Genomic DNA, 23,457 nt, shown 5'->3' with positions numbered 1-23,457 from the left:
CGGGGGAGGTATCCCAAGGCGGTCCTGCTGTAGTTGAGGCCGGTGTTGCGGAGGATGTCCTCGGGGCGGGAGAGCGCAGCGAGTCCGGGCGCCCGGGCCAGGTTGTTGAGGTCGAGGAGGTCTCCCAAGGCGGTCCTGCCGTAGCTGGGGCGGGTGCCGTGGAAGGTGTCTTCGGGGCGGGGGATCGCAGCGAGTCGGGGCGCCCCGGGCCGGTTGTTGAGGTCGGGGAGGTATCCCAAGGCGGTCCTGCTGTAGTTGAGGCCGGTGTTGCGGAGGATGTCCTCGGGGCGGGAGAGCGCAGCGAGTCCGGGCGCCCGGGCCAGGCTGTTGAGGCCGGGGAGGGCTCCGGGGGCGGTCCTGCGGGGATCGGGGTGAAGGGCGCGGAGGATGTTCACGCCGCAGGTCACGGCAGCGGACTGGGGAGCCGCCAAGTCCCGGTTGAGGCCGAGGAGGCTTCCCTGGGTGGCTCTGGGGATGCTCGCGCGGAGTCCGTCCCCGACGTCGCGGCGTCGGGTCGGCAGCCCAGTGAGTTGCGGCGGCGTTGGCATTCCGTGCTTCGGGTTCTGGCCGGGCGGGACAGTGTGGCCGGAGTGGTGCGCGGGCGGGCCGTGCGGCTGTTGCTGGACGACGGGGAGTTGGCGCAGGACGAGGCGGCCGTGCTCATGGGGCTCGTGCTGTCGCCGGGTACGGCACCGGGGGACGCGGCCGCGTGGATCGAGGGGTTCGTCGGGGGTGGCTCCGGGGGCGGGATGCTGCTCGTGCACGACACACGGCTGCTCGGGCTGGTCGACGCCTGGCTGACCGGGGTGCCGGCCGCGGCCTTCACCGATGTGCTGCCACTGCTGAGGCGCACCTTCTCGGCGTACGAGCCCGGGGTGCGCAGAACGCTGGGGGAGCTGGTCCGGCGAGGCCCGGGGGAGCGGGGAAGCGCGGTGGCCGGCACCGCCGGGGTGCCGGGCTTCGCACCCGACCTCGACACCCGGCGGGCGGATGCCGTGCTGGCGGTGGTGCGGCTGCTGCTGGGACCGGCGGATGCGAGAGCCGGGGGCGGTGGAGACCCCGGGGGCCGCGGGGACGGTGGGGACGGCGGCGTCAATGACAGCGACCTTGTGGGGGTGGGGGCATGACATCGGGGTCCGTGACCGAGGGGACCGTGGCGACCGGGGCCGTCGAACCGGCTCAGGAGCGGTTGAGGCGATGGCGGCTCGTGCTCGGGGGTGATGCCGCGGACGGGACCGGGTGTGCGCTCTCCGGGCAGGACGCCGCGATGGACGGCGCGCTCGCCGCGCTCTACGGGAGGGGCGACGGGAGCAAGGACCGGGCGGGGCGGGACCGTTCGGCCGGGCTGGGGGCGTCCGCGCCGTCGGTCGCGCGGTGGCTCGGCGACATCCGGACGTACTTCCCCTCGTCCGTCGTCCAGGTCATGCAGCGGGACGCCATCGACCGGCTCGGGCTCTCCGCGCTCCTCCTGGAGCCCGAGATGCTGGAGGCGGTCGAGGCGGACGTCCATCTCGTCGGCACGCTGCTCTCCCTCAACAAGGCGATGCCGGAGACGACGAAGGAGACGGCGAGAGCGGTCGTACGCAAGGTGGTCGAGGATCTCGAGAAGCGGCTCGCCACGCGGACCCGGGCCACGCTCACCGGGGCGCTGGACCGCAGTGCCCGTATCAACAGGCCCCGTCATCAGGACATCGACTGGAACCGCACGATCGCGGCCAACCTCAAGCACTACCTCCCCGAGTACCGCACGATCGTGCCGGAGCGGCTCATCGGGTACGGGCGGGCCTCGCAGTCGGTGAAGAAGGAGGTCGTCCTCTGTATCGACCAGTCCGGGTCGATGGCGGCGTCGGTGGTGTACGCGTCGGTGTTCGGGGCGGTGCTCGCGTCCATGCGGTCGATCGACACACGCCTCGTCGTCTTCGACACCGCGGTCGTCGACCTCACCGATCAGCTCGACGATCCGGTGGATGTGCTGTTCGGTACGCAGCTCGGAGGCGGTACGGACATCAACAGGGCGCTCGCGTACTGCCAGTCGCAGATCAGTCGGCCGGCCGAGACCGTCGTCGTGCTGATCAGCGACCTCTACGAGGGAGGCATACGCGACGAGATGCTGAAGCGGGTCGCCGCGATGAAGGCGTCCGGGGTGCAGTTCGTGACGCTGCTCGCGCTGTCGGACGAGGGGGCACCGGCGTACGACAGGGAGCACGCGGCTGCGCTCGCGTCGCTGGGCGCACCGGCGTTCGCCTGCACGCCCGATCTGTTCCCGGACATCATGGCCGCGGCGATCGAGAAGCGGCCGTTGCCGATTCCCGACACCGAGTGAGGTGAGGGGCGCCTCGGTCGGCACAGCGGCACAGCGGCACAGCGGCACAGCGGCAAAGCGGCACAGCGGCAAAGCGGCAAAGGGACATGGGTGTGCATCGGAACGTGGGGCTTGCGCGACCTCGGGCGGGTCGTGCGAGGATCGGCGCCGCCTCGTTCTGTCCTCCGTCAGCCGGTGACGCTGTCGGGGTATGACGCTCGTCGCCGCAACGCCGCCCTGTCGCCGCCCCGGAGGGTCCCTTTTCTTGAACTGGCCGGCCGCCGTTCCCGTTGCCGTACCGCGTGTCACGCGTACCGCGGCGGGGCTGGTGGGCGGGGTGTTCGTGTTCGGTTTACCGGCACATGTGTACCGGGGCGTTCCGGCCATCCCCTCCTAGGGCTCCTCTCGGGGCGAGTGAACGGAGCGCGCGACCACTGCACGGAGTGCCGATCCAGACCCTGCGCACCGGACCCCGCGCACCGGACCCCGCATACCCGACTTCGCGCGCCTGCCTGGCGTGCGGATCATCCGGGCTCCGTCGGGAAAGCCCCGTACGGCCGAATGCCATCGGCCGGTCGGGACGCGCCCGGCGGACGGCGGTGAGTGGCTCCCAAAGGGGTGAGGGCCGCTTGCCGGAGGACCGTCAAAGCCGTTGGCGGGCCTTCCAGGGGCCTCACCGGGCCCACCCCAGCCCGGTGAGGCCTCACGTTTGCACTTCTATCCACCGCAAACGCGCCTCGGGAAGGGCCTCACAAAAGGCGATCAACGGCCGTGAGTGGCACTCTGTGACAGGTATCACCGCTCAGGTGTGATTCCTGATTTAGGGACCTGCGGGATGCGGCGATAACCTGCGAGACGGACATGCCGCGCGCTCGGACATCGTGTGCGCCACCCCTGTGACTCAGCGGACGTCACGTTGCCCTTCGCGGCACGCCCACGCATCCAACGAACCGCGAGATCACTGATAGGGACGGACGCGCGTGGACCTGTTCGAGTACCAGGCGAGGGACCTCTTCGCCAAGCACGGTGTACCGGTGCTGGCCGGTGAAGTCATCGACACGCCTGAGGCAGCCCGCGCGGCGACCGAGCGTCTGGGCGGCAAGTCCGTCGTCAAGGCGCAGGTGAAGGTCGGTGGGCGTGGAAAGGCCGGCGGCGTGAAGCTCGCCGCCACCCCGGACGAGGCCGTCGCCCGCGCGACGGACATCCTCGGCATGGACATCAAGGGCCACACGGTCCACAAGGTGATGATCGCCGAGACCGCGCCCGAGATCGTCGAGGAGTACTACGTCTCGTACCTCCTCGACCGCACCAACCGCACCTTCCTCGCCATGGCGTCCGTCCAGGGCGGCGTGGAGATCGAGGTCGTCGCGGAGGAGAACCCCGAGGCCCTCGCGAAGGTCCCGGTCGACGCCAACGAGGGCGTCTCGATCGAGAAGGCCCGCGAGATCGTCGCGCAGGCCAAGTTCCCGGCCGAGGTCGCGGAGCAGGTCGCCGAGATCCTCGTGACCCTGTGGGACACCTTCATCAAGGAGGACGCCCTCCTCGTCGAGGTCAACCCCCTTGCGAAGGTCGCCTCCGGCAAGGTCATCGCCCTCGACGGCAAGGTGTCCCTCGACGAGAACGCCGAGTTCCGCCAGCCGGAGCACGAGGCGCTCGAGGACAAGGACGCGGCCAACCCGCTCGAGGCCGCCGCGAAGGCCAAGAACCTCAACTACGTCAAGCTCGACGGTGAGGTCGGCATCATCGGCAACGGCGCGGGTCTCGTCATGAGCACCCTCGACGTCGTCGCGTACGCCGGTGAGAACCACGGTGGCGTGAAGCCGGCCAACTTCCTCGACATCGGTGGTGGCGCCTCCGCCGCCGTCATGGCGAACGGCCTGGAGATCATCCTGGGCGACCCCGACGTCAAGTCGGTCTTCGTCAACGTCTTCGGTGGCATCACCGCGTGCGACGAGGTCGCCAACGGCATCGTGCAGGCGCTGCAGCTGCTCGCGGACAAGGGCGAGGCCGTCACCAAGCCGCTCGTCGTCCGCCTCGACGGCAACAACGCCGAGCTGGGTCGCAAGATCCTCTCCGACGCCAACCACCCGCTGGTCCAGCGCGTGGACACCATGGACGGCGCGGCCGACAAGGCCGCCGAGCTCGCGGCTGCGAAGTAAAGGAAGAGGGACAGAACAGCCATGGCTATCTTCCTGAACAAGGACAGCAAGGTCATCGTCCAGGGCATGACCGGTGCCACGGGCATGAAGCACACCAAGCTCATGCTGGCCGACGGCACGAACATCGTCGGTGGCGTGAACCCGCGCAAGGCGGGCACGTCCGTCGACATCGACGGCACCGAGATCCCGGTCTTCGGCACGGTCGCCGAGGCGATCGAGAAGACGGGCGCCAACGTATCCGTCCTCTTCGTACCGCCGGCCTTCGCCAAGGCCGCCGTGGTCGAGGCGATCGACGCGGAGATCCCCCTCGCGGTTGTCATCACCGAGGGCATCGCCGTCCACGACTCGGCCGCGTTCTACGCGTACGCCGTGGCGCAGGGCAACAAGACCCGGATCATCGGCCCGAACTGCCCCGGTCTCATCACGCCGGGTCAGTCGAACGCCGGCATCATCCCGGGCGACATCACGAAGCCGGGCCGTATCGGTCTGGTCTCGAAGTCGGGCACGCTGACCTACCAGATGATGTACGAGCTGCGGGACATCGGCTTCTCGTCCGCGGTGGGTATCGGTGGCGACCCGGTCATCGGTACGACGCACATCGACGCGCTCGCCGCGTTCGAGGCCGACCCCGACACCGACCTGATCGTCATGATCGGTGAGATCGGTGGCGACGCCGAGGAGCGGGCCGCGGACTTCATCGCGAAGAACGTGACGAAGCCGGTCGTCGGTTACGTCGCGGGCTTCACCGCGCCCGAGGGCAAGACCATGGGCCACGCCGGTGCCATCGTCTCCGGCTCCTCCGGCACGGCCGCCGCGAAGAAGGAGGCCCTCGAGGCCGCCGGCGTCAAGGTCGGCAAGACGCCGACCGAGACGGCGAAGCTGGCGCGGGAGATTCTCGCCGGCTGACGTTTCCTGGCGGTTCTGAGCTGAACCGTGGTGGGCCCGTTCCCTTGGTCGGGGGCGGGCCCACTGGCGTTGGCGGGGGTGGCGTGGGACGGCCGGTGCCCGGAGTCGATGGCTGTGCCCACCCGTTCCGCCCCAGCGGAACGACTGCCCACAGGGGGGCGGCTGTGGCGGGTTCACTTTGGTTCTGGTTGAACTCTCTCCGGGCCGTTTGCTGCCGCCTTTTGTAGCTTTTTCTGCAGGGTCAGGTCTTTTCGGGACAGGGGGCCCGGGGCCGCTTGCGGGGGTACTCCCTGGACGGTCGTGCCCGGGGCCACCGGGGGCTCGTACTGGGTGGGGGCCGTGCGGACGGTGAAGGTGGTGGCGCCGATCAGGGCGGCCGTGAGGGCGATGCCCGCCTGGGTCCAGTTCCGGGCGCGGCGTTCGCTGCCGGCGCGGACGGACGACGGGCGGGCGGCGCGCAGGCGGGCGTGGGTGGCCAGGCCCGCCAGGCGGGGGGCCAGGTGGGCCGGGTCGGCGAGGTCCGGCAGGCGGTCCGCCACCGCAGCGCGGGCGCGCAGCAGACGGTTCGCCGCCGCCAGACTGCTCGCCTCCGTCTCCGCCGCCGTCTCGGGCAGACCGAGGCCCAGACCGTCGTGGAGGAGCAGGGTGCGGCGGTGCGGCGGGGGAAGTTTCAGGAGCGCGGACAGCAGCGCCCGGTCGCCCGGGTCGGCGGGCGGTGGCTCCGGGTGGCGGTGCCGGGCGCGGAACCGGTGCCAGGGGGAGAGGGCGCACTCGTACGCCATGGCGCGTACCCACCCCGGCGGGTCCGGGTCCACGGCCACCTCCGGCCAGCGGTGCCAGGCGAGCTGGAACGCCCGCTCGACCGACTCGCGCGCCAACTCCCGCCGCCCGGTGAGGAGATAGGTCTGCCGTACGAGGGCGGGGGCGCAGAGCCCGTAGAGCGCGTCGAATGCCTGAGCGGGCGTCAGGGGGGCGACGGGGGCGGCGACTGTCTCCGCCACGGCCGCGGACGGTCGTCGTGCCGCCGCGAGCAGAGTCGCGTACGTCTGCGCCTTGCGTCCGCGCGGTGTCGTACGGCCGGTCTCCCATGCGCGTACCGTCTCGCGGCTGACGCCCACCCGTCGGGCGACCTGGGCCTGCGTCAGGGACTGGGACTCGCGCAGGCGCCGGCGTTCGGCGGGCGGGGGCAGCGGAATGGCGGGGCTCTGCGTCACCAGGGCCCCCTTCGGGCGGGACTGTGCATAAAGCGAATTTTGAGTGACACGTCGTAAGTTCTCCTGTTACGGCGGGAAAGCGCGTGTCGTTGGGACCATGGCGCTCGTGACCCAGACGACCGGCCGCCGGTTTCCCTCCCTGCCCCTGTCCCGCCTGCTGCGTGCCCGGGTCCGCGACCGGACCCCCGGACTGGGCGTCGGCCTGCTCGGCGGCGCGCTCGCGGCCGGACTCGGGCTGGGTTCGTTCGCCGTACTCGTCATGGTGCTGTGGATCAGCTCGCCCTATCCGGACAGCGGTCCCGACGGCGCGCTGCACATCGCCGCCGCCCTCTGGCTGCTCGCCCACGGCACCGAACTCGTCCGCGTGGACGGCCTCTCCGGCGCCCCCGCCCCCGTCGGCATCACCCCCCTGCTGCTGCTCGCGCTCCCTGTCTGGCTGCTGCACCGCGCCGCCCGCGACGCGACGGAGGGCCCGGAGGAGGAGGGGGCGGCGCAGGACGCGCTTCTTCTCCCCGCCCGTACCGCCTGGCTCGGCGTCGTCACCGGGTATCTGACCGTCGGCGGAGGTGTCGCGCTGTACGCGTCCGGGGGCGGGCTGCGCCCCGACTGGGCGTCGACGGCCGTATGCGTGCCGCTGCTCGCCATGGCCGCGGCGGGCGCCGGGGTGTGGACGGCGTACGGCCGTCCGCGCGGGCCCCTGTCGCCACGGGCCCTGTATCTGCTGCCCAGGTCGGTACGCCGACGGGTCCTGGACCCGGGTGCCCGTGGCCGTGTCCTTGCCGCCGGGCGGGCCGCCGGGGCGGGGACCGCGGTGTTCGTCGGGGGCGGCGCGCTGCTCCTCGCGGTGTCGCTGGTGGGGCACGGCGGGGCCGCCCGGGCCTCCTTCCTCCAGCTGACGGAGGCGTGGTCGGGCCGGATCGCCGTACTGCTGCTCTGTCTGGCGCTGATGCCCAACGCGGCGCTGTGGGGTGCGGCCTACGCCCTCGGGCCGGGTTTCGCGCTCGGCGCGGGCCATGTCACCGGCCCGTCGGCCTCCGACCCGACGCCGCTGCTGCCGCCCTTTCCGCTGCTGTCGGCGGTTCCGGACGCCGGCCCGGGCACCCCGCTGACCTGGGCGGTCGCCGCCGTACCCGTGGCGGCCGGGCTGACCACGGCCTGGTTCACGGCCCGGGCGGCGAGCCCAGGGGAAGGGAGAACGCCCTGGTCGAGCGGCCGTACCGCCGCGAACGCGGGTCTGGCCGCCGTCCTGTGCGCCGGCGCCCTGGCGGCGTTGGCCGCGCTGTCGGGCGGGCCGCTCGGCAGCGACAACCTCGCCCACATCGGGCCGGTGTGGTGGCAGACGGGCGCGGCGACACTGGCGTGGACGACGGCGGTCGCCGTACCGACGGCGCTGGGGCTGCGCATGTGGCGCTTGCGCGGGCGTCGCCCGAAGGACACCGGCGGCGTCAGTGGCAGTACCGGCACAGGTACGCCGACATCCGCCGTCGGCCTCGGCGCGGCGAGGACACCACCCGAGACCGCCACCGCCACCGCGACCGCCACCGCCACAACCGACGACGCGTACGAGGCGAGCGACCCCTACGAGTTGGAGGCCGCCTACGACTTCCTCCCCGCCGACCTGCCGTCACCCACGCTCTCGCCCTGGTACGACACCGCGTCCCGCGAGGCCCGCTGGGCGGCGATCAAGGAGGCGTCGTCCACGCCGCCTCCGCCCGAGCCGGAAGAAACTCAGCCGTAGCCCCAGAGCCACAGCCGCGGCTGGGATCAGTCGGTCTCCCCGAACACCTTCCGGAGCTGCTCGGGGAGGAGGTCGGTGCAGTCCTTCTTCGCTGTGGTCGTGAGGGCGTCGTTCGTGCATGTGTAGTAGTCGCGGTAGACGAACTGGAGAGTGAACGTCGTGGCGACCATGGCGAGCGCCAGGGACGCCGTGACCAGGCCGCTGATCGCGGCCGTCCGCTGCTGCCGGCGCCCGCCGCCCGCGCCCTGCGGGGGCGCCGGGGTGTCCGGGTTCGAGGGGCCTGGCTTGGCGCGCAGGGCGCCGATGCCCCAGTTCACGGCGAGCGCGCCGAGCAGCAGCGCCACGTAGGGCCAGCTGAAGAGTGCGAAGAAGAACGCCCACATGCCGCTGAGCAGGGCGTACCGCGCGCGGCGCTGGGCCGGGTCGGTCGGGTCCCAGCGCGGGCCGGCGCCCTGTCCGTCGCCCTGGCCCTCGGGGCCGCCCGGTCCGCCGGGACGGCGGGATCGGTCGCCGAAGCCGCCCTGGGAGCGGCCGGGCTGCCGGTCGCTCCACTGGCTGCCCCACGGGGAGCGCCCGCCGTCGCCGTCGCCGTCGCCGTCGCCGGAGGCGTCGTCGCCCGCCGGGCGCCGGGGCTGCCAGGGCCTGTCCGGGGTGCCCTCGGGCGGCGGGGCGAACGGGTTGTCTTCCGGGGCCGCGCTCTCCTGCCCGTCGCCGTTCTTCTTGCCCGAGGGCGCGTCGGGCGGCGACGCGGGGCGCTCCCGCAGCAGCACCGACTGCGGGGTGAGCGTGAGGAGTCGCAGGCTGCGGTCCGACATCAAGTGAGCGTCTTTCCCCTTGTTGGTTCAACTCTGGTGACAACACTGGCTTACGGCTGTCCCGGCATGAGCCGTCACCCCATGAACGCGCCGTACGACGACGGCGTTCCCGGACCGGCTCCTCCCAGACGCTACCTTCCGGCCACGCCCCCGTCCCGTGGGGGCTGTCCGTAGTGCCGGTATCGTTGCTGGCGGTCGGCCGCTTCGTAGACTTCCCCGTATCTCCGGGCGCGAAGCATTCGTACGACCGTACAAACGCTCTCCCGAGAAAGGCCCCCGCCGTGGCCGAGTCCCAGGCCGCCAAGCGTCTTGTCGTACTGGTCTCCGGATCCGGTACGAATCTTCAGGCGCTCCTCGACACCATCGCGGCCACCGGCACCGAGGCCTACGGCGCCGAGATCGTCGCCGTAGGGGCCGACCGCGACGGCATCGAGGGGCTCGCGCGCGCCCAGCGGGCCGGGCTGCCGACGTTCGTGTGCCGGGTCAAGGACTACGGCACCCGGGCCGAGTGGGATGCCGCGCTCACCGCCGCCGTTGCCGCGTACGAACCCGATCTGGTGATCTCCGCGGGGTTCATGAAGATCGTGGGCAAGGAGTTCCTGGCCCTGTTCGGCGGGCGGTTCGTCAACACGCATCCCGCCCTGCTGCCCAGTTTTCCGGGGGCCCACGGCGTACGCGACGCGCTCGCGTACGGCGCCCGGGTCACCGGCTGCACCGTCCACTTCGTCGACGACGGCGTCGACACCGGTCCGATCATCGCTCAGGGCGTGGTGGAGATCCGGGACGAGGACGACGAGAGCGCTCTGCACGAGCGCATCAAGGAAGTCGAGCGAAGGCTGCTCGTCGATGTCGTGGGGCGGCTCGCCCGCAACGGCTATCGCATTGAGGGACGAAAGGTAGTTATCCAGTGACCGCCGACATCACTGTCACGGCCGAGAGCAACAAGCGGGTCGTCCGACGGGCGCTCATCAGCGTCTACGACAAGACCGGCCTGGAAGAGCTGGCCCGTGGCCTGCACGAGGCGGGCGTGGAACTCGTCTCCACGGGATCGACGGCGGGCCGGATCGCCGCCGCCGGCGTCCCCGTCACCAAGGTCGAGGAGCTCACCGGCTTCCCCGAGTGCCTGGACGGCCGGGTCAAGACCCTGCACCCCAAGGTGCACGCGGGCATCCTCGCCGACCTGCGCCTGGAGGACCACCGCAACCAGCTCGCCGAGCTGGGCGTCGAGCCCTTCGACCTGGTCGTCGTCAACCTGTACCCGTTCCGTGCGACGGTCGCCTCCGGCGCCTCGCCCGACGAGTGCGTGGAGCAGATCGACATCGGCGGTCCCTCGATGGTCCGCGCCGCCGCCAAGAACCACCCGTCGGTCTCCGTGGTCACCAGCCCGGCGCGGTACGCCGACGTCCTGGCCGCGGTCAAGGACGGCGGCTTCGACCTCGCCGCCCGCAAGCGGCTGGCCGCCGAGGCCTTCCGGCACACCGCCGAGTACGACATCGCGGTGGCGAGCTGGTTCGCGAGCGCCTACGCGCCCGCCGACGACTCCCAGTTCCCCGACTTCGTCGCCGCCGCCCTGGAGCGCAAGAGCACCCTCCGCTACGGCGAGAACCCGCACCAGCCCGCCGCGCTGTACGTCGACGGCACGGGCACCGGTCTCGCCGAGGCCGAGCAGCTGCACGGCAAGGAGATGTCGTACAACAACTACACGGACACGGACGCCGCCCGCCGTGCCGCGTACGACCACGACGAGCCCTGCGTCGCGATCATCAAGCACGCCAACCCCTGCGGAATCGCGATCGGCGCGGACGTCGCCGAGGCGCACCGCAAGGCCCACGCGTGCGACCCGCTGTCGGCGTTCGGCGGGGTCATCGCCGTCAACCGGCCGGTCAGCAAGGAGCTGGCGGAGCAGGTCGCGGAGATCTTCACCGAGGTCATCGTCGCGCCCGACTACGAGGACGGCGCCCTCGAGGCCCTCGCCAAGAAGAAGAACATCCGCGTGCTGAAGGCCCCGGCCGCGCCCTCGCACCCCGCAGAGGTCAAGCCGATCGACGGCGGTGCCCTCCTTCAGGTGACGGACCGGCTCCAGGCCGACGGCGACGACCCGGCCAACTGGACGCTGGCGACGGGCGAGGCGCTGTCCGCGTCCGAGCTCGCGGAACTCTCCTTCGCCTGGAAGGCGTGCCGGGCCGTCAAGTCCAACGCCATCCTGCTGGCCAAGGACGGTGCCTCGGTCGGCGTCGGCATGGGCCAGGTCAACCGAGTCGACTCGGCGAAGCTGGCGGTCGAGCGGGCCGGCGAGGAGCGGGCCCGGGGCGCGTACGCCGCCTCGGACGCGTTCTTCCCGTTCCCCGACGGGCTGGAGATCCTCACGGCCGCCGGGGTCAAGGCGGTTGTGCAGCCCGGCGGTTCGATGCGGGACGAGCTGGTCGTGGAGGCGGCGCAGAAGGCGGGCGTCACGATGTACTTCACGGGGACGCGGCACTTCTTCCACTGAGCCGTACAGCAGTGATGTGAACGGGCCCGCCGGCAGCTGACCGGCGGGCCCGTTCCCGCGCGCGTTGCGTTACGGGTACCACCTGGACACTGTTGGGGAACGACCCGCCGCCGCAGGGCCACTGGCTGACAGCATCACATGCATGAACCCGATGGACCTCGTGGTGGCGTTGGCCGGGTACGGCCTCCTGGGCGCCGCCGTGCTCTTCATCGGCCTGGTCTGCCTGGCCGGACTGCTGCTCGGTGCAATGGTCGTCGCCGGACACGTTGTTCGCCGGTGGCGGGGCGACGACCACTTGTCCGGAGAGAGCGACGCGGAGGAGGAGCGGCTCGGCCTCCGATCCTTCCGCTGGGAGACCGAGCCGGACTGATCGGCTTTCCGCGACTCCCGCTGCGGCCGCGCTCGACCAGCGTGCACCGCACCCGTCACTTCTCCCACAGCACGGTTCGAAAGCGCCGCAGGCCCACAGTCCGGTCGGTTGTTCCCGTGTCCGCCCTGGGACTTTGCAGGGTCGCTCCGACGTCTCCATCCGGGACCATGTGCCTGACAAGCACGACATCAAGGGACCACAGGAACTTTCACGGGATGCGCCCGCGGGCCATCGGGACTGTCGCGGGTGTCGCCCTGCCTTCATGCCCAGCAGCAGCCGAGACCCCCACTCGTGACACGCGTCGACGATCGACGTCGCCGAACGGAGTGCGGAATGCGAAACGCGGAGTGCTTCTCAATACCTGAATTGGGGGACACCCATGAGAAGTAAGCGTGGTAGCAGACTGCGCGTCAGATTCCCGGCCGGAACAGGCGGCCGCGGAGTGCGCTCCTGTCTCGTCGGTGCCCTGGCCTTCGCGCTGGGCGCGGGACTGCTCGGTCCCGCGCCCGCCGCGACCGCCGCCGAGACGCCGCCGCTCACCGACCGCGGCCGGGTGGTCGAGCTGTGGCGAGAGGGCGACAGTTCGGTGCGGACCGCCGCGGCGGCGGCCCTGCTCGGCACGGACGAGCGGATTGCCGAGTTCCTGGCGACCGGGCACCGCATCGCGCTGGAGCAGGACAACCGGCTGCGTGCTCTGAAGCTGATGAACGGATCCGGTACCGCCGTACGCAAGGACCTGAGCGCGGCGCTGTCGCGGCCCCCCGAGGAGCTCGACGCCTATTTGAAGAGCGGCTGGCAGACGGCCTTCGAGGAGGACCAGCGGCTGGCTGTCCTCACCGTCATGAACGGCGCCGGCCGCACGGTGACCAGGGAGGGCAACGCGGCGCTCACGGACGGCTCCACGCAGGCCCTGACCGAATTCCTGCTGGGCAGGCAGTTCACTGCTCGAGCGGAGGACGAGCGGGTGGAGACGCTGATGATCGCCGGCGTCGGCGGTCCGGTGGTCCGGCAGGCCGCCGACGACGCGCTGAGCGGCACAGCCGCCGACGTCCACGAGTTCATCGTGAACGGCCAGTACCTGGCCCGGCAGCGGGACGAGGAGGCGATGTCGGTCGCCGAACTGGCCAAGCTGGCGAAGAAGGCGGGCGAGACCGCGGCCAGGGAGACCGACGCCGCCGAGGAGGCCTCGACCCGCGCCGTTGCCGCTGCCGAGTTGGCCAAGAAGGCTGCCCAGAAGGCCGCCGCCGAGACCGCCGCCGCCCAGAGCGACGCCGCGAAGGCCTCGGCTGCCGCCGGTCGCGCCGCGGACGCCGCCAAGGGTGCCGCCGAAGCCGCGCAGACCGCCGTCAACGCGGCCACCACCGCGGTCTCGGCCGCCCGCACGGCCGCCATCGCCTCGTCCGCCGCCGCATCCGCCGCAGCTGCCGCGGGCGACGCGGCGGCACGCGCCTACCGCGCCGCCACGGCCGCCTCCAAGGACGCCGGCCAGGCGTCCGGCGCTCGCGCCGCCGCCGAGCAGGCCCGTGACGCGGCCGCGGCGGCGGAAACGGCCGCCCAGGCGCTGGGGAGTGTGCTCACGGCCCTCTCCGAGGCGATCTCCGCTGCCAAGTCCGCCAAGAGCGCCGCCACCAACGCCGCAGCCGCCGCGATCGCGGCAGCCGAGGCGGCGGGCCACTCGAACGTCTCGGACTACGAGGCGCGCCGCGCCGAGGAGGCGGCGGCCGTCGCCCAGCGTGCCGCCGCCACCGCCGACAGCGCCGCCAACTCCGCCGAATCACTGGCCGACAAGGCGGCCTCGGCAGCCCGGACGGCACGGACCGCGGCCGCCGACGCGGCCCAGCACGCGAGGAACGCCGCTGCGGCCGCGGAGGAGGCGGCGAAGTACGCGGGCCAGGCCATCGACTACGCCAACAAGTCCGCCGCCCACGCCAAAGCCGCGCTGACCGCGGCCGACCAGGCCAGGACCGCCGTGGACCAGGCAGCCGCCGTCGAGCGGACGGCCCGTGAGACCGAGGCCCAGGAACTGGCCAACCAGAAGGCGCTGGCGGTCATGAACGCCGAGGCCGTCAAGAAGCAGGCCGACGCGCGGAAGGCGAGTCTGGAGAACAAGCAGGTCGAGGCCGAGCGCGTCGATGCCGAGACGCGAGCGCTCCTGACCGAGGCCGCCGACCCGGCCACAACCCCCGCGGATGCCGCGGCGAAGGGACGCCGTGCGGCGCTGAACCTGCTGTCCACGGGCGGCTCCTGGTCCAAGGAGGCCGCGGCGGACGCGCTGTCCGGCTCCGAGGCCGACGTCATGGAATGGGTGAAGAACGGCCGCGCTCTCGCCGAGGACGCCGACGACCGGGCCCGCGTCGCCCATCTGAAGGACACCGGGCCGACGGAGATCCGCGACGAGGCCCTCACCGCACTCCAGGGCACTCACACCGACGTGGTCGCGTTCCTCCGGACCGGACAGTACGCGGCCCAGGCCGAGAGACTCCGCCGCGACGTCCTGAAGATCTCCGACGCGGGCGGCACGGTGGTGCGGCGGCACGCCGGCGCCGCCATCGACGACGGCTCGGCCCTCGCCCTGCACACGTTCATCGAGACCGGTCAGCACACCGCCCGCGCCGAGGACGACCGGATCGCCGCCCTGACGATCCTGCACAGCGGCGGGGCCAACGCCAAGGCGACCGCCGAGGTCGCCCTGGCCGGGACCGACCAGATGCTGCGGAGCTTCGTGGCGGTGGGCCAGTACAAGGCGGCGAAGAAGGACCACGACACCGCCACGCACGTGGCGGGAGTCCACCGGGTCCTCGCCGACGCCGCGAAGACCGCCGCCACCGCCATGGAGGACGCCTCCCGCGCGGCGGAAGCCGCGGCCATCGCCGGGAACGCCGCCGACGAGGCCGTCAAGTACGCCAACCAGGCCCGGACGTCCGCCCAGCAGGCCGCGGGCTACGCCGAGGACGCCGCGGACTCCGCCGACGAGGCCACCGCGTACGCCCAGCAGGCCGCCGCCTCGGCGACCCGGGCCCGCAACGCCGCCAAGACCGCCGCGGCCGCGGCCCAGCAGGCCGGCCGGGACGCAGCCACCGCCCGCCGGTCCGCGACGAAGGCACGTTCCTACGCCTCCAGCGCGTACACGTATGCTGCCGCCGCCCGGGCAGACGCGCTGGCCGCGGGCGAGGATGCCAGGGCGGCGGCCGTGGCCGCGAAGGAGGCGCTCCAGAGCTACTTGGAACTGCGCAAGCAGGAACAGCGGAACGGAGAGGGTTACGACGTCGGCAACGAAGGCGGTACGGAGGAGCCGTTCAGCGACGAGGACGAGCAGCCGGACTTCGACTCGGCCTCGCTTCTGGAGCGGCTGGCCATGGGGGACGATGCCTTCCTCAACGTCATGGGCGTCCTCGCGTTGGTCTGCAATTCCGGCCTTGAACTCTCCTGTGACCTGTACACGTATTGGGCCGGCGCGGAAGGAGGCATCTACGAGCTCGGCCAGGGGCAGCTGGACAAGATCTTCAACAGCCCCACCCTGCAAATGAACTTGCGTACGAAATACGCCGTCTGGGCCGTGGAGGCCGCCCAGCAGTGCGTCGGTCCCGCCGGGACGCGGTGCCCGATCCGCGTGGACTCGCTCTGGCGCTTGGGCGAATTCAGCCCCTTCGAGCCGGACCTGTACATGGCGCTGCGCGGATACAACTACCGTGCCACGGGCGAACTCACCGCCGTTGTGCAGGCGGACGGCAGTGTCCGTATCTCCGGTGACGTCCGGGTGGACATCCACAAGGACTACAACTTCGACCCGGAGGACGGTAAAGGGACCTTCGAGGCGCTGACCGAAGCCACCCGCTACGGAGCCGCCCAGAACTTCACGGTGGAGGGAAGCCAGACCGTCGAAGTCACGTACCCGTAGCCCTCGGCAGCCGACCAAGGCGCGCCGTCCGTCACAGCAGTGGCGGGCGGCGCCCCTTGCTCAGAAGAGCGAGCGCAGTGACCCCCACAGCGACGGGCTGTAGTTGCAGCTGCCGACCAGTTTGTGCGACAGCGGGGCGTACGAACCCGCCAGGTTCCCCTGGACGTTCGGGCCGGTGCAGCCGGTGCGCTGCGCACTGCGTTGGCGGTCGAAGCCCGCGGGGCTGTAGCCGCTGCCGCGGTAGTACACGACGTCGTCGAGGTCACGGCTGTCCCCGATGTTGTTGAAGACCGACCGGACGGGGCTGTTCGCGGCCCAGGGGCAGGTCTTGGTGCCCGACTGCCAGTCCGGGTCGCTGTCCTGCCAATGACACATCTTCCCGTTGCCGTAGTGCTCGCTGAAGAAGCAGACGCTGTTGGCCGGGCAGCGGTCGTAGCCGTAGCCCGACGATGCCGTGGTGGGTACGGCCACGGCCTCGTACACCGGCGTTCCGTCGTACTGGGTCGCCTGCCGGTGGGCGATGCCGGCCGCGGCCCCCAGTCCGGTCGTGAGCACGAGGAGGGTGGCGAGAGCCCCGGCCAGGACGGGGTGGCGGCGCCAGAGGGGGCGGCGCTGCCTGCGCGAGCGGGGCGAGCGCGCGACCCCGGCCGCGGCCTCCACGCGGCGCAACAAGGCGTCGGTGCCGATGCGCTCGGCGTGCGTACGGGCCAGACACTCCCGGATGATCTCCGCCCAGCCGTCGGGGAGTTCGGGCGACAGCCGCAGTTCCTCCGCGCCCCGCGCGTACCGCGTCGCAGCGTCGCCGCGGGCCCCCGGCGTGCCGCCCGGCAGCGGAAAGGTGCCGGTCAGGACGGTGTGGGCGAGGACCCCGAAGGCCCAGACGTCGCCGGACGGGCGGATCCGTGTGCCCCGCTCGTCCACCTCCGGCCAGAGCAGCTCCGGGGGCGTGTAGTCGGGGGTCGCGAAGGCGGGGGCGTAGGCGTGCGTGCCCTCCATCTCGGAGGCCATGCCGAAGTCGGCCAGCCGTACCGAACCGTCCTGCATCAGCAGAACGTTGGCCGGTTTGAGGTCACCGTGTATCCAGCCCGCACGGTGCAACTGGGCCAGGCCCTCGCATATCTGCGCGAGCAGGGGGCCGGGGTCGCGTACGTCCACGGCGTCCAGGGACGCCTCGGCCTGTTCGAGTACGAGAACGGTGGCGCCGTCGAGTTCGGGATGGTCCGGGTCGTCGACCGTGAACGTCTCGTACATCCGGATCAGCCGCGGTGACCGCAGACGCCCGAGGAACTCGACCTCCCGCTCGGCCAGTTCGCGCAGATGACGGAGCTGGCGTGAGGTTCGGGTGCCGGTGGGGAGGAACTTCAGGGCGGCGGTACGAGGTTCACCGGTGATACGGCGTCCCGCGTACACGGTGGCGAACGCGCCCGACGCGAGCGGCTCGCGGACCTCCCAGTTCCCGGTGCGGTAGCCCTTCGGCACGGAGACGGCGTACGGCTGCCCGCTCATCGGCGCACCCCGCTCGCTGGCGTGGCGAGCACGACGAGGTCGTCCTCGCGGACCAGGTCGAAGCGGAGCGCGAGGGAGACCAGGGTCTCCTTCTTGCCGTTGACGCGCAGGCCCGGTTCCGCGGTGTCCGGCCCCGGGCGCAGCCGCAGCTTGAGGGCGAGATAGTCGATGTTCCAGTAGACGGATGACCGGTTCACCGCCGGCCACACCGGCCGCAGCCGCTCCACCAGCTGCTCGACCGCCGGCAGCGGGGCGTGCGGTTCGCCGCGCAGGCGCGACTCGCACAGGGCGGCCAGGACGGCGAAGTACCGCTTGGTGCGGTCGAGGGTGAAGGCCGGCGCGGTCAGAGCTCCGGAGAGTCCCTGCCGGGCGACGCTGCGGAAGACGTGGCGCGGCGCCCAGACGTCGAAGGTGAGGAGGTCGCCCGCGGCGGGCAGGACGACCCGGGAGAACTCGAAGGGTATGGGTGCGTCGACCCTGCCGGGGATGACCTTGATGTGCTCGCCCGCGCCCTCCGGGTTCTCCACGACGTAGGTCTGGTCCTCGCTGAGGTTGCTCAGCAGCCAGAAGCTGCCCTGCGCCGAGACCTCCCCGGCGATCCGGGGGACCCCCTCGTGCGCGATGGTGAGGCCGCCGTTCGTCTTCTCCCTGCCGAACGTCAGCCGCTCACCTGTGCTGATCCTGATCTGGCCGTCCGGCTGTGCGCATGCCGGTGGTACGACGATGACGCTGTACATGGGCTTGTCCCCCCACCCGATGCCAGGAGGGCCATCCTCCCCCAGTCCAACGAGGGACAGTAAATGATGAGGTGGTGATATCGCGAAGGTTGTCGGCGATGCGGCGAGTTGGGGAAGGCGGGGCGCCGTACGGCATGGGGTGGGGATGACGCACCGTACCCCCCCGGCGCAGGAGTCCACATCCTTGAACTTTAGAGGGAGGAAAGGCGAAGTTCCGCTGATAGGAGTTATGCGCCCTCGATGCCCGAGTGGCCGTATCGCCTCATCAGAGACCGGAGGACCGTCCATGAGACGTCTGCTCGCGTCAACCGCCGCAGCTGTCGCCGGAACCGCCGCCACCGTGCTGCTGTTCACCGGCGCCCCCGTGGCCGCCGCCGACGACCTGCCACCGGTCGCCGTCGAGGACTTCGTGTATCCCGACGCCGACAGGATCTACGCCGAACACGGCATCCGGCTGACCACTGGCGACGGCCACATCCTGCTCGCCGCGTGCGGACCCGCCGGCCTGATCGAGGTCTGGGCGGGCGGCCACGACGATCCGTTCTGCTTCTCCGTCACGGGCTCCGCCGGCCGACTGGCCATGGAACTGCCCAATGTCTACGGAATCAAGGGAAACGCCTACAAGATCGTCGCCGACATGACGGTGGAGGGCACCGAGACCTCGTTCGACGTCACCCCCAACACTTGGACCCCGGTCGGCGCGACCGCGGACCCCCCGGAGGGTCGCGAACACATGCTCGTGGAACTCAACGCCACCAAGTAGGCCTCCACGTACGGGAGTTCGTCTGCCCGGCTGCTGAACAGCCGTGTCCGTTCCACCGAGAGGGACCTCACTCAGCCATGTCCTCGTACGACAGACCTCCGCGCGCCGTCACACGCGCCGTCACCCACGGCATCGCCCTGCTCACCGCCTGCGCCACCGCGGCCGCCGGCGCCCTGCTGTCCACGTCCGCCGCACACGCGGTCGTCGGCACCCCGACCCCTGCCGGCACCCACGCCTTCACCGCCCACTTGGACATCGGTGACGCGACCCGCGCCTGCTCCGGCGCCCTGGTCGCCCCGGAGTGGGTGGTCACCGCCGCCTCCTGCTTCGCCACGGACCCGCAGTCCGGGACCGCCCCCGCGGCCGGGAAGCCCGCGCTGAAGACCGTCGCCACCATCGGCCGCACCGACCTGAACGCCACCGGCGGTCACGTCGCCGAGATCACCCAGATCGTGCCGCGGGCCGGCCGCGACCTGGTCTTCGCCCGCCTCGCCACCCCGGCGACCGGCATCACCCCGGTGAAGCTCGCCGCCACAGCGCCCGCAGCGGGTGACGCGCTCACCGTCCTCGGCTACGGCCGCACCAGGACCGAATGGGTGCCCGGCAAGCTCCACCAGGCGAACTACACCCTGGACGCGGTGGCCGACGGCACCCTCGCCATGACCGGCAAGACCGCCGACGACTCCGTCTGCAAGGGCGACACCGGTGGTCCGGTCCTGCGCGCGACGAGCAGTGGCTCGTACGAACTGGTCGCCGTCAACTCCCGATCCTGGCAGGGCGGTTGCTACGACAGCACCGAGACCCGCACCGGCGCGGTCGCCGCCCGCACGGACGGCTCACCGGCGGGCGCGAGCCTGGCCGCCGGGCAGACCCTGCGCTCCGGCGACTCGCTGCTTTCGACGTCGGCCAGGGTCACCATGGGTACCGACGGCAACCTGACCGTCGCTTCCAACGCCGGCAAGACCCTGTGGTCGTCGAAGACGGCCGGAAACCCCGGTGCCACCGCCACCCTCACCGCGTCCGGCAACCTCGTCGTGAAGTCGGCCGTCGGAGCCACCCTGTGGGAGTCGAAGACCTCCGCGTCCGGCGGTGCCGTCGTCCTCCAGGACCACGGCAACCTGGTCGTGCGGACCGCCTCCGGCGACAGCCTGTGGTCCAGCAACACCGTCGTCCGGGGCGACCTGAACGGCGACGGACGTTCCGACTTCGCCGTGTGGTACGACTTCGCGGACGGCCGCGATGCCATCAACCGTTTCCTCACCGCCCCGGACGGCACGTTCCTGGAACCCCACAACGGCTGGATCACCACCACCGACACGTGGAACGCGTCCAACGCCAAAGTGCTGACCGGCGACTACAACGGCGACGGCCTCGCCGATGTCGCCGGCGTCTACGGCTACTCCGACGGCACCGTGGGCATCTGGACCTGGCTCGCGAAGGGCGACGGTACGTACGCCGCGCCGTTCCGCACCTGGAAGTCGCAGGCCGGCGACTGGACCTTCTCCCGGGCCACCTTCGTCAGCGGCGACTTCGACGGCGACGGCCGGGACGACATCGCCGCCTGGTACGACTACGCCGCCGGACACGACCGCCTCTTCACCTTCAGGTCCACCGAGACCGGTGGCTTCGGCGCGCCCACCGGCTCCCTGACCATCGCGGCAGGCGGTTGGACGGCCGGCGTCGCCCAGCTGGTGACCGGCGACTACAACGGCGACGGCCGCGACGACATCGGCGCCTTCTACAACTACGACAGCGGTCTCGCTCGCGTCTGGACCTTCCTCGCCACCGCCGACGGCGGTTTCGCAGCCGGAGTCAAGGGCTGGGAGTCCGGGACCTGGGGCTCCCGCGACCGCACCACCGTCTACTCCGGCGACTTCGACGGCGACGGCCGCGACGACCTGGCCGCCTGGTACGACTACAGCGACGGTACCGACGGAGTGCACACCTGGCTGAGCGACGCCGACGGCATGCTCAGCACCCACAAGGGCTCCGCGAGGTTCGCCGCCGGAAAGGTCACCCGCGACAGCATGAGGATCGCCGCCGGCGACTACGACGGCGACGGCCGGGACGACCTCGCCTTCATGCACGGTTACGCCAGTGGCATCGTCCGGATGTGGACCATCCCCGCCTTGAGCGACGGAACCTTCGGCGCGTACCGCGGTGGTTGGGCCTCCACCGGTTCGTCCTGGACCTTCTCCAACGTCGGCGTGATCGAGCGCTATCCCGCCTGACGGGACGGAGCGGCCTCCGGCCCCCGGCGGGGACCGGAGGCCACGGTCGTCGCCGCAGGTCGCGGTGAACTCCTGTTGGAGCATCAGGTGGCGGCAATGGCACGGCAAGGGCGTGAACTTGTTGTCGGCTGCCGACGACTGCCCAAGCCCCCACAGCACCGGGGTGATGCCGCGGGGCATCGGACCGCCCGGGCCGGAGCGGGTGTTCCATGTTCTGCGGGCGCTTCTCCCGCTGAGCCTCTAGGACGGGCTCTCTGCGGACGACGGTGCGGATTCGGCCGCCCGTTCGCAGTTCGGCCAGTCGTGGAAGTCGTGGTCCTTGTCCCACAGGCGCTTGGCCGCCGTGAGGTTCCACGCCGGGTCCAGGGCCAGCCGTGGTGTGCCGCCCAGTTCGCGCAGCCGGGCGTCGGAGATCTGGAACACGCCCCAGTTTCGGGTGCCGTTGGGGTTGGGGAGGATGTGCAGCGGGTCCAGGAAGGACTGGCAGTCCGCGATGGCCACGGCCTCGTCCGGCGCCTCCTTGAACACGGCGCGGATGCGCTGGCGCACCTTCTCCGGCGACCACACGTCCATGCGTACCTTCGGCGACGAGTGCAACGCCTTCTTCGTCGCGTCGTCCACGATCCCGTTGGGCGGCAGACCCGCGAACACCTGGAACGCGGTGACCCGGCGCAGGGTCTGCGGTCCGAAGTCCGAGTCGACGCCGATGTCCGCGCCCTTGTCGTGCAGCAGTTGCTGCACCTCGTGGACACAGGTGTCGACCGGGTCCGTCACCGCGTCCCCGGTCTCCCCGTCGACCTCTCCGCCCGCCGCATGCGCCTCCGCACTCGGCTCCCCGTTCTCCTTGCGCTGGGCCGTGTCAGTGAGTGCCCAGAGCCGGTGCAGCGACCGCAGTGCGTCCGGGGACGCGCCGCAGACGGTGCCGAGGCGGTGGACGCTTCCGTAGTCCTGCGGCACCGAGGTGCCCTTGCATTGACATCCTCGCCTGCGTGAACGCAGGCGATTCCGGTCGGCACCGCTAAGCGATGCTCCCGTGGGTTCCTGCTTCATCGGCCCCTGCCACCCGAGGGTGGTCTGACAAGGTCTCCACAGGCTTGACGTCCCGCCAGTCCGGCGGTAGGTCCGCCAACTATGTTGTCGGACAAGGCGACTTTGGCGTGGTGCTGCGGTCCTACGGGCCGCCGGCCTCAGGATGCCCTTCACCTCCACCCTGAAGGATGGAGTACTGGGCAAGTGTTCGGTAGCGGTGCAGGGTGGAGCCGGCGATGTCCGTCCTCTTGGCGAGTGCCTCGTAACTGAGTCCTGCTCTGTTCTTCAACGCGCGCAGTGACGCGGCGAGTTGTTCGGATTCCGGGCGTGCGGGCATGGTTTCCCCCCATGGCACGTTGGTCAGACGCTCCAGTAGCCGGGCCAGTGTGCCCTGCGGGCCGTCCCATGGCCGTTCCAACGATCTCGGACCCACGAGGTCCGCTCCCACAAGTGGATCAGCGGCAGCTGCGGCTGAGCGCGGGGCGACGCACCAGGGCCGTGCCTCCCGCTGTACGCGGTGGGACACGGCCCTTGACGTGACGATGACCGGCGTGAACGGGCCGACGCCCGCCGCCTTCCGGTGCCTGCTCGTGCCTACTGGTGGGCGCCGGGGTACTTCGACCGGTTGAACCAGGCCGCGCCGTCCGACTTGCCGACGAACACGGCGACGAGCACCGCGAGCACGGTGTGCACCAGGCCGACGATCACGAACGGGTAGACGCCGAGGACGGCGGTGATGATCGCGAACACCATGGTGGTGATCCGGATGCCGCTGCCGCCGTTGCCGAACTTCGCGCCCAGGACGATCGCGAGGACACCCCAGGCGACGACCACCGCGGTGATGGCCCACAGGGCGCCGGACGAGAAGTCGGCGAGCTGCTGGAAGTCGACGTCGTTCTTGAGTTCCTCGTCGTTCTTCGCGGCCTTGATCGCGATGGCGGACAGCCCGATGAGGACGGCGCCGATCATCTGGAGGCCGGCGATGACGAACAGCATCACGCGGGCGGCCTTCACATTGCCCGGCATGGTGAGCGGGCCGCCCGGGTAGCCGCCGTAACCCGGCTGTCCGTAGCCCTGTCCGTAGCCCTGCTGGCCGAGCGGCGGGGCGCTCGGGTAGCCGTAGCCGGGCTGCTGGGGCGGGGTCTGCTGGGGGTAGCCGTAGCCGGGGCCCTGCTGTTGGGGCTGTTGTGGGGGCGGGCCGTAGGGGTTGTTCGGGTCGCCGAAACTCATGGCGGGTCTTCCTCCGTCTGCGTCAAGTGCGGGGACGACGCGAGGCACCGACGGAGGAAGGTGATGTA

The 23,457-nt window shown here is 71.4% G+C and carries 18 protein-coding genes and 1 pseudogene; 11 read left to right on the top strand and 8 right to left on the bottom strand.

Annotated features, from left to right (window positions below):
• Window positions 1-548, bottom strand: a 548-nt coding sequence (locus tag PV396_RS38755) for a hypothetical protein (RefSeq protein WP_319212917.1), incomplete at its 3' end; no start/stop codon positions are given.
• On the opposite strand from PV396_RS38755, the pseudogene PV396_RS38750 reads away from it, so the two are divergent.
• From PV396_RS38750 to sucD, 4 genes and pseudogenes are all read left to right on the top strand, one after another.
• A pseudogene (locus PV396_RS38750) lies at window positions 528-1,127 on the top strand (DUF5682 family protein); the annotation flags it as partial. The gene PV396_RS38755 and the pseudogene PV396_RS38750 sit on opposite strands and share 21 nt — an antisense overlap.
• The gene (locus PV396_RS38745) at window positions 1,124-2,323 is read left to right on the top strand and encodes a VWA domain-containing protein (RefSeq protein WP_319212915.1); all 1,200 of its coding nucleotides are present in this window, start codon (window positions 1,124-1,126) and stop codon (window positions 2,321-2,323) included. The pseudogene PV396_RS38750 and the gene PV396_RS38745, both read left to right, overlap by 4 nt.
• Window positions 2,324-3,282: 959 nt before the next feature.
• The gene (sucC, locus tag PV396_RS38740) at window positions 3,283-4,461 is read left to right on the top strand and encodes an ADP-forming succinate--CoA ligase subunit beta (protein WP_319212913.1); all 1,179 of its coding nucleotides are present in this window, start codon (window positions 3,283-3,285) and stop codon (window positions 4,459-4,461) included.
• Window positions 4,462-4,482: 21 nt separating this feature from the next.
• Window positions 4,483-5,367 carry a succinate--CoA ligase subunit alpha gene (sucD, locus tag PV396_RS38735; protein WP_319212911.1) on the top strand — a complete coding sequence of 295 codons (885 nt, stop codon included), beginning with the start codon at window positions 4,483-4,485 and terminating at the stop codon, window positions 5,365-5,367.
• A 173-nt stretch (window positions 5,368-5,540) separates the two neighbouring features.
• Here the strand turns inward: sucD and PV396_RS38730 are convergent, their stop codons facing one another.
• Window positions 5,541-6,581 carry a helix-turn-helix domain-containing protein gene (locus PV396_RS38730; RefSeq protein ID WP_319212909.1) on the bottom strand — a complete coding sequence of 347 codons (1,041 nt, stop codon included), beginning with the start codon at window positions 6,579-6,581 and terminating at the stop codon, window positions 5,541-5,543.
• A 97-nt stretch (window positions 6,582-6,678) separates the two neighbouring features.
• Between PV396_RS38730 and PV396_RS38725 the strand changes: the two genes are divergently transcribed.
• A complete protein-coding gene (locus tag PV396_RS38725) occupies window positions 6,679-8,319 on the top strand; it encodes a DUF6350 family protein (protein WP_319212907.1) in 1,641 nt (546 codons plus the stop codon).
• Between the two features lie 26 nt (window positions 8,320-8,345).
• Here PV396_RS38725 and PV396_RS38720 read toward each other — a convergent pair whose 3' ends face one another.
• On the bottom strand, window positions 8,346-9,134 hold the full coding sequence (locus PV396_RS38720; protein WP_319212905.1) for a hypothetical protein: 789 nt from the start codon (window positions 9,132-9,134) through the stop codon (window positions 8,346-8,348).
• Between the two features lie 281 nt (window positions 9,135-9,415).
• On the opposite strand from PV396_RS38720, the gene purN reads away from it, so the two are divergent.
• From purN to PV396_RS38700, 4 genes are all read left to right on the top strand, one after another.
• Window positions 9,416-10,045: a phosphoribosylglycinamide formyltransferase gene (gene purN / locus PV396_RS38715; protein ID WP_319212903.1), complete on the top strand. Its 630-nt coding sequence runs from the start codon at window positions 9,416-9,418 to the stop codon at window positions 10,043-10,045.
• A gap of 8 nt (window positions 10,046-10,053) precedes the next feature.
• Window positions 10,054-11,625 carry a bifunctional phosphoribosylaminoimidazolecarboxamide formyltransferase/IMP cyclohydrolase gene (gene purH / locus PV396_RS38710; protein ID WP_416071560.1) on the top strand — a complete coding sequence of 524 codons (1,572 nt, stop codon included), beginning with the start codon at window positions 10,054-10,056 and terminating at the stop codon, window positions 11,623-11,625.
• 142 nt (window positions 11,626-11,767) lie between these two features.
• Complete coding sequence (locus tag PV396_RS38705) at window positions 11,768-11,995, top strand: hypothetical protein (protein ID WP_319212898.1); 228 nt, start codon at window positions 11,768-11,770, stop codon at window positions 11,993-11,995.
• A gap of 442 nt (window positions 11,996-12,437) precedes the next feature.
• Complete coding sequence (locus PV396_RS38700; RefSeq protein WP_319212896.1) at window positions 12,438-15,893, top strand: ALF repeat-containing protein; 3,456 nt, start codon at window positions 12,438-12,440, stop codon at window positions 15,891-15,893.
• Window positions 15,894-15,953: 60 nt separating this feature from the next.
• Here the strand turns inward: PV396_RS38700 and PV396_RS38695 are convergent, their stop codons facing one another.
• Window positions 15,954-17,399 (bottom strand): serine/threonine-protein kinase, encoded by a 1,446-nt coding sequence (locus tag PV396_RS38695; protein ID WP_319212894.1) that lies wholly within the window; start codon window positions 17,397-17,399, stop codon window positions 15,954-15,956.
• Window positions 17,396-18,136 carry an FHA domain-containing protein gene (locus PV396_RS38690; RefSeq protein ID WP_319212892.1) on the bottom strand — a complete coding sequence of 247 codons (741 nt, stop codon included), beginning with the start codon at window positions 18,134-18,136 and terminating at the stop codon, window positions 17,396-17,398. Before PV396_RS38690 ends, PV396_RS38695 begins: the two co-directional genes overlap by 4 nt.
• A 286-nt stretch (window positions 18,137-18,422) precedes the next feature.
• On the opposite strand from PV396_RS38690, the gene PV396_RS38685 reads away from it, so the two are divergent.
• On the top strand, window positions 18,423-18,899 hold the full coding sequence (locus PV396_RS38685; RefSeq protein WP_319212890.1) for a hypothetical protein: 477 nt from the start codon (window positions 18,423-18,425) through the stop codon (window positions 18,897-18,899).
• Window positions 18,900-18,976: 77 nt separating this feature from the next.
• Window positions 18,977-21,130, top strand: coding sequence for an FG-GAP-like repeat-containing protein (locus PV396_RS38680; RefSeq protein WP_319212889.1), 2,154 nt, complete (start codon window positions 18,977-18,979; stop codon window positions 21,128-21,130).
• A gap of 240 nt (window positions 21,131-21,370) precedes the next feature.
• On the opposite strand, the gene PV396_RS38675 is transcribed toward PV396_RS38680, so the two are convergent.
• The 3 genes from PV396_RS38675 to PV396_RS38665 form a co-directional block, all read right to left on the bottom strand.
• On the bottom strand, window positions 21,371-22,087 hold the full coding sequence (locus PV396_RS38675; protein ID WP_319212886.1) for a peptidoglycan-binding protein: 717 nt from the start codon (window positions 22,085-22,087) through the stop codon (window positions 21,371-21,373).
• Window positions 22,088-22,301: 214 nt separating this feature from the next.
• Window positions 22,302-22,496, bottom strand: a complete 195-nt coding sequence (locus tag PV396_RS45260) for a helix-turn-helix domain-containing protein (RefSeq protein ID WP_416071556.1) — start codon at window positions 22,494-22,496, stop codon at window positions 22,302-22,304.
• Window positions 22,497-22,753: 257 nt separating this feature from the next.
• Window positions 22,754-23,389 carry a hypothetical protein gene (locus PV396_RS38665; protein WP_319212884.1) on the bottom strand — a complete coding sequence of 212 codons (636 nt, stop codon included), beginning with the start codon at window positions 23,387-23,389 and terminating at the stop codon, window positions 22,754-22,756.
• Window positions 23,390-23,457 lie beyond the last annotated feature (68 nt).

Origin of the sequence: Streptomyces sp. ME02-8801-2C (genome assembly GCF_033793965.1) — a bacterium.
Taxonomy (GTDB): Bacteria; Actinomycetota; Actinomycetes; order Streptomycetales; family Streptomycetaceae; genus Streptomyces.
The sequence above is the reverse complement of the archived record's forward strand: the minus strand, read 5'-3'. Positions and strand labels throughout refer to the sequence as shown.

Bases quoted from the DNA above. Each gene is read 5' to 3' on its own strand.
- PV396_RS38745 (WP_319212915.1), top strand. From the start codon at position 1,124: ATGACATCGGGGTCCGTGACCGAGGGGACCGTGGCGACCGGGGCCGTC.
- sucD (WP_319212911.1), top strand. From the start codon at position 4,483: ATGGCTATCTTCCTGAACAAGGACAGCAAGGTCATCGTCCAGGGCATG.
- PV396_RS38725 (WP_319212907.1), top strand. From the start codon at position 6,679: ATGGCGCTCGTGACCCAGACGACCGGCCGCCGGTTTCCCTCCCTGCCC.
- PV396_RS38720 (WP_319212905.1), bottom strand. From the start codon at position 9,134: ATGTCGGACCGCAGCCTGCGACTCCTCACGCTCACCCCGCAGTCGGTG.
- PV396_RS38705 (WP_319212898.1), top strand. From the start codon at position 11,768: ATGAACCCGATGGACCTCGTGGTGGCGTTGGCCGGGTACGGCCTCCTG.
- PV396_RS38695 (WP_319212894.1), bottom strand. From the start codon at position 17,399: ATGAGCGGGCAGCCGTACGCCGTCTCCGTGCCGAAGGGCTACCGCACC.
- PV396_RS38690 (WP_319212892.1), bottom strand. From the start codon at position 18,136: ATGTACAGCGTCATCGTCGTACCACCGGCATGCGCACAGCCGGACGGC.
- PV396_RS38685 (WP_319212890.1), top strand. From the start codon at position 18,423: ATGAGACGTCTGCTCGCGTCAACCGCCGCAGCTGTCGCCGGAACCGCC.
- PV396_RS38680 (WP_319212889.1), top strand. From the start codon at position 18,977: ATGTCCTCGTACGACAGACCTCCGCGCGCCGTCACACGCGCCGTCACC.
- PV396_RS45260 (WP_416071556.1), bottom strand. From the start codon at position 22,496: ATGCCCGCACGCCCGGAATCCGAACAACTCGCCGCGTCACTGCGCGCG.
- PV396_RS38665 (WP_319212884.1), bottom strand. From the start codon at position 23,389: ATGAGTTTCGGCGACCCGAACAACCCCTACGGCCCGCCCCCACAACAG.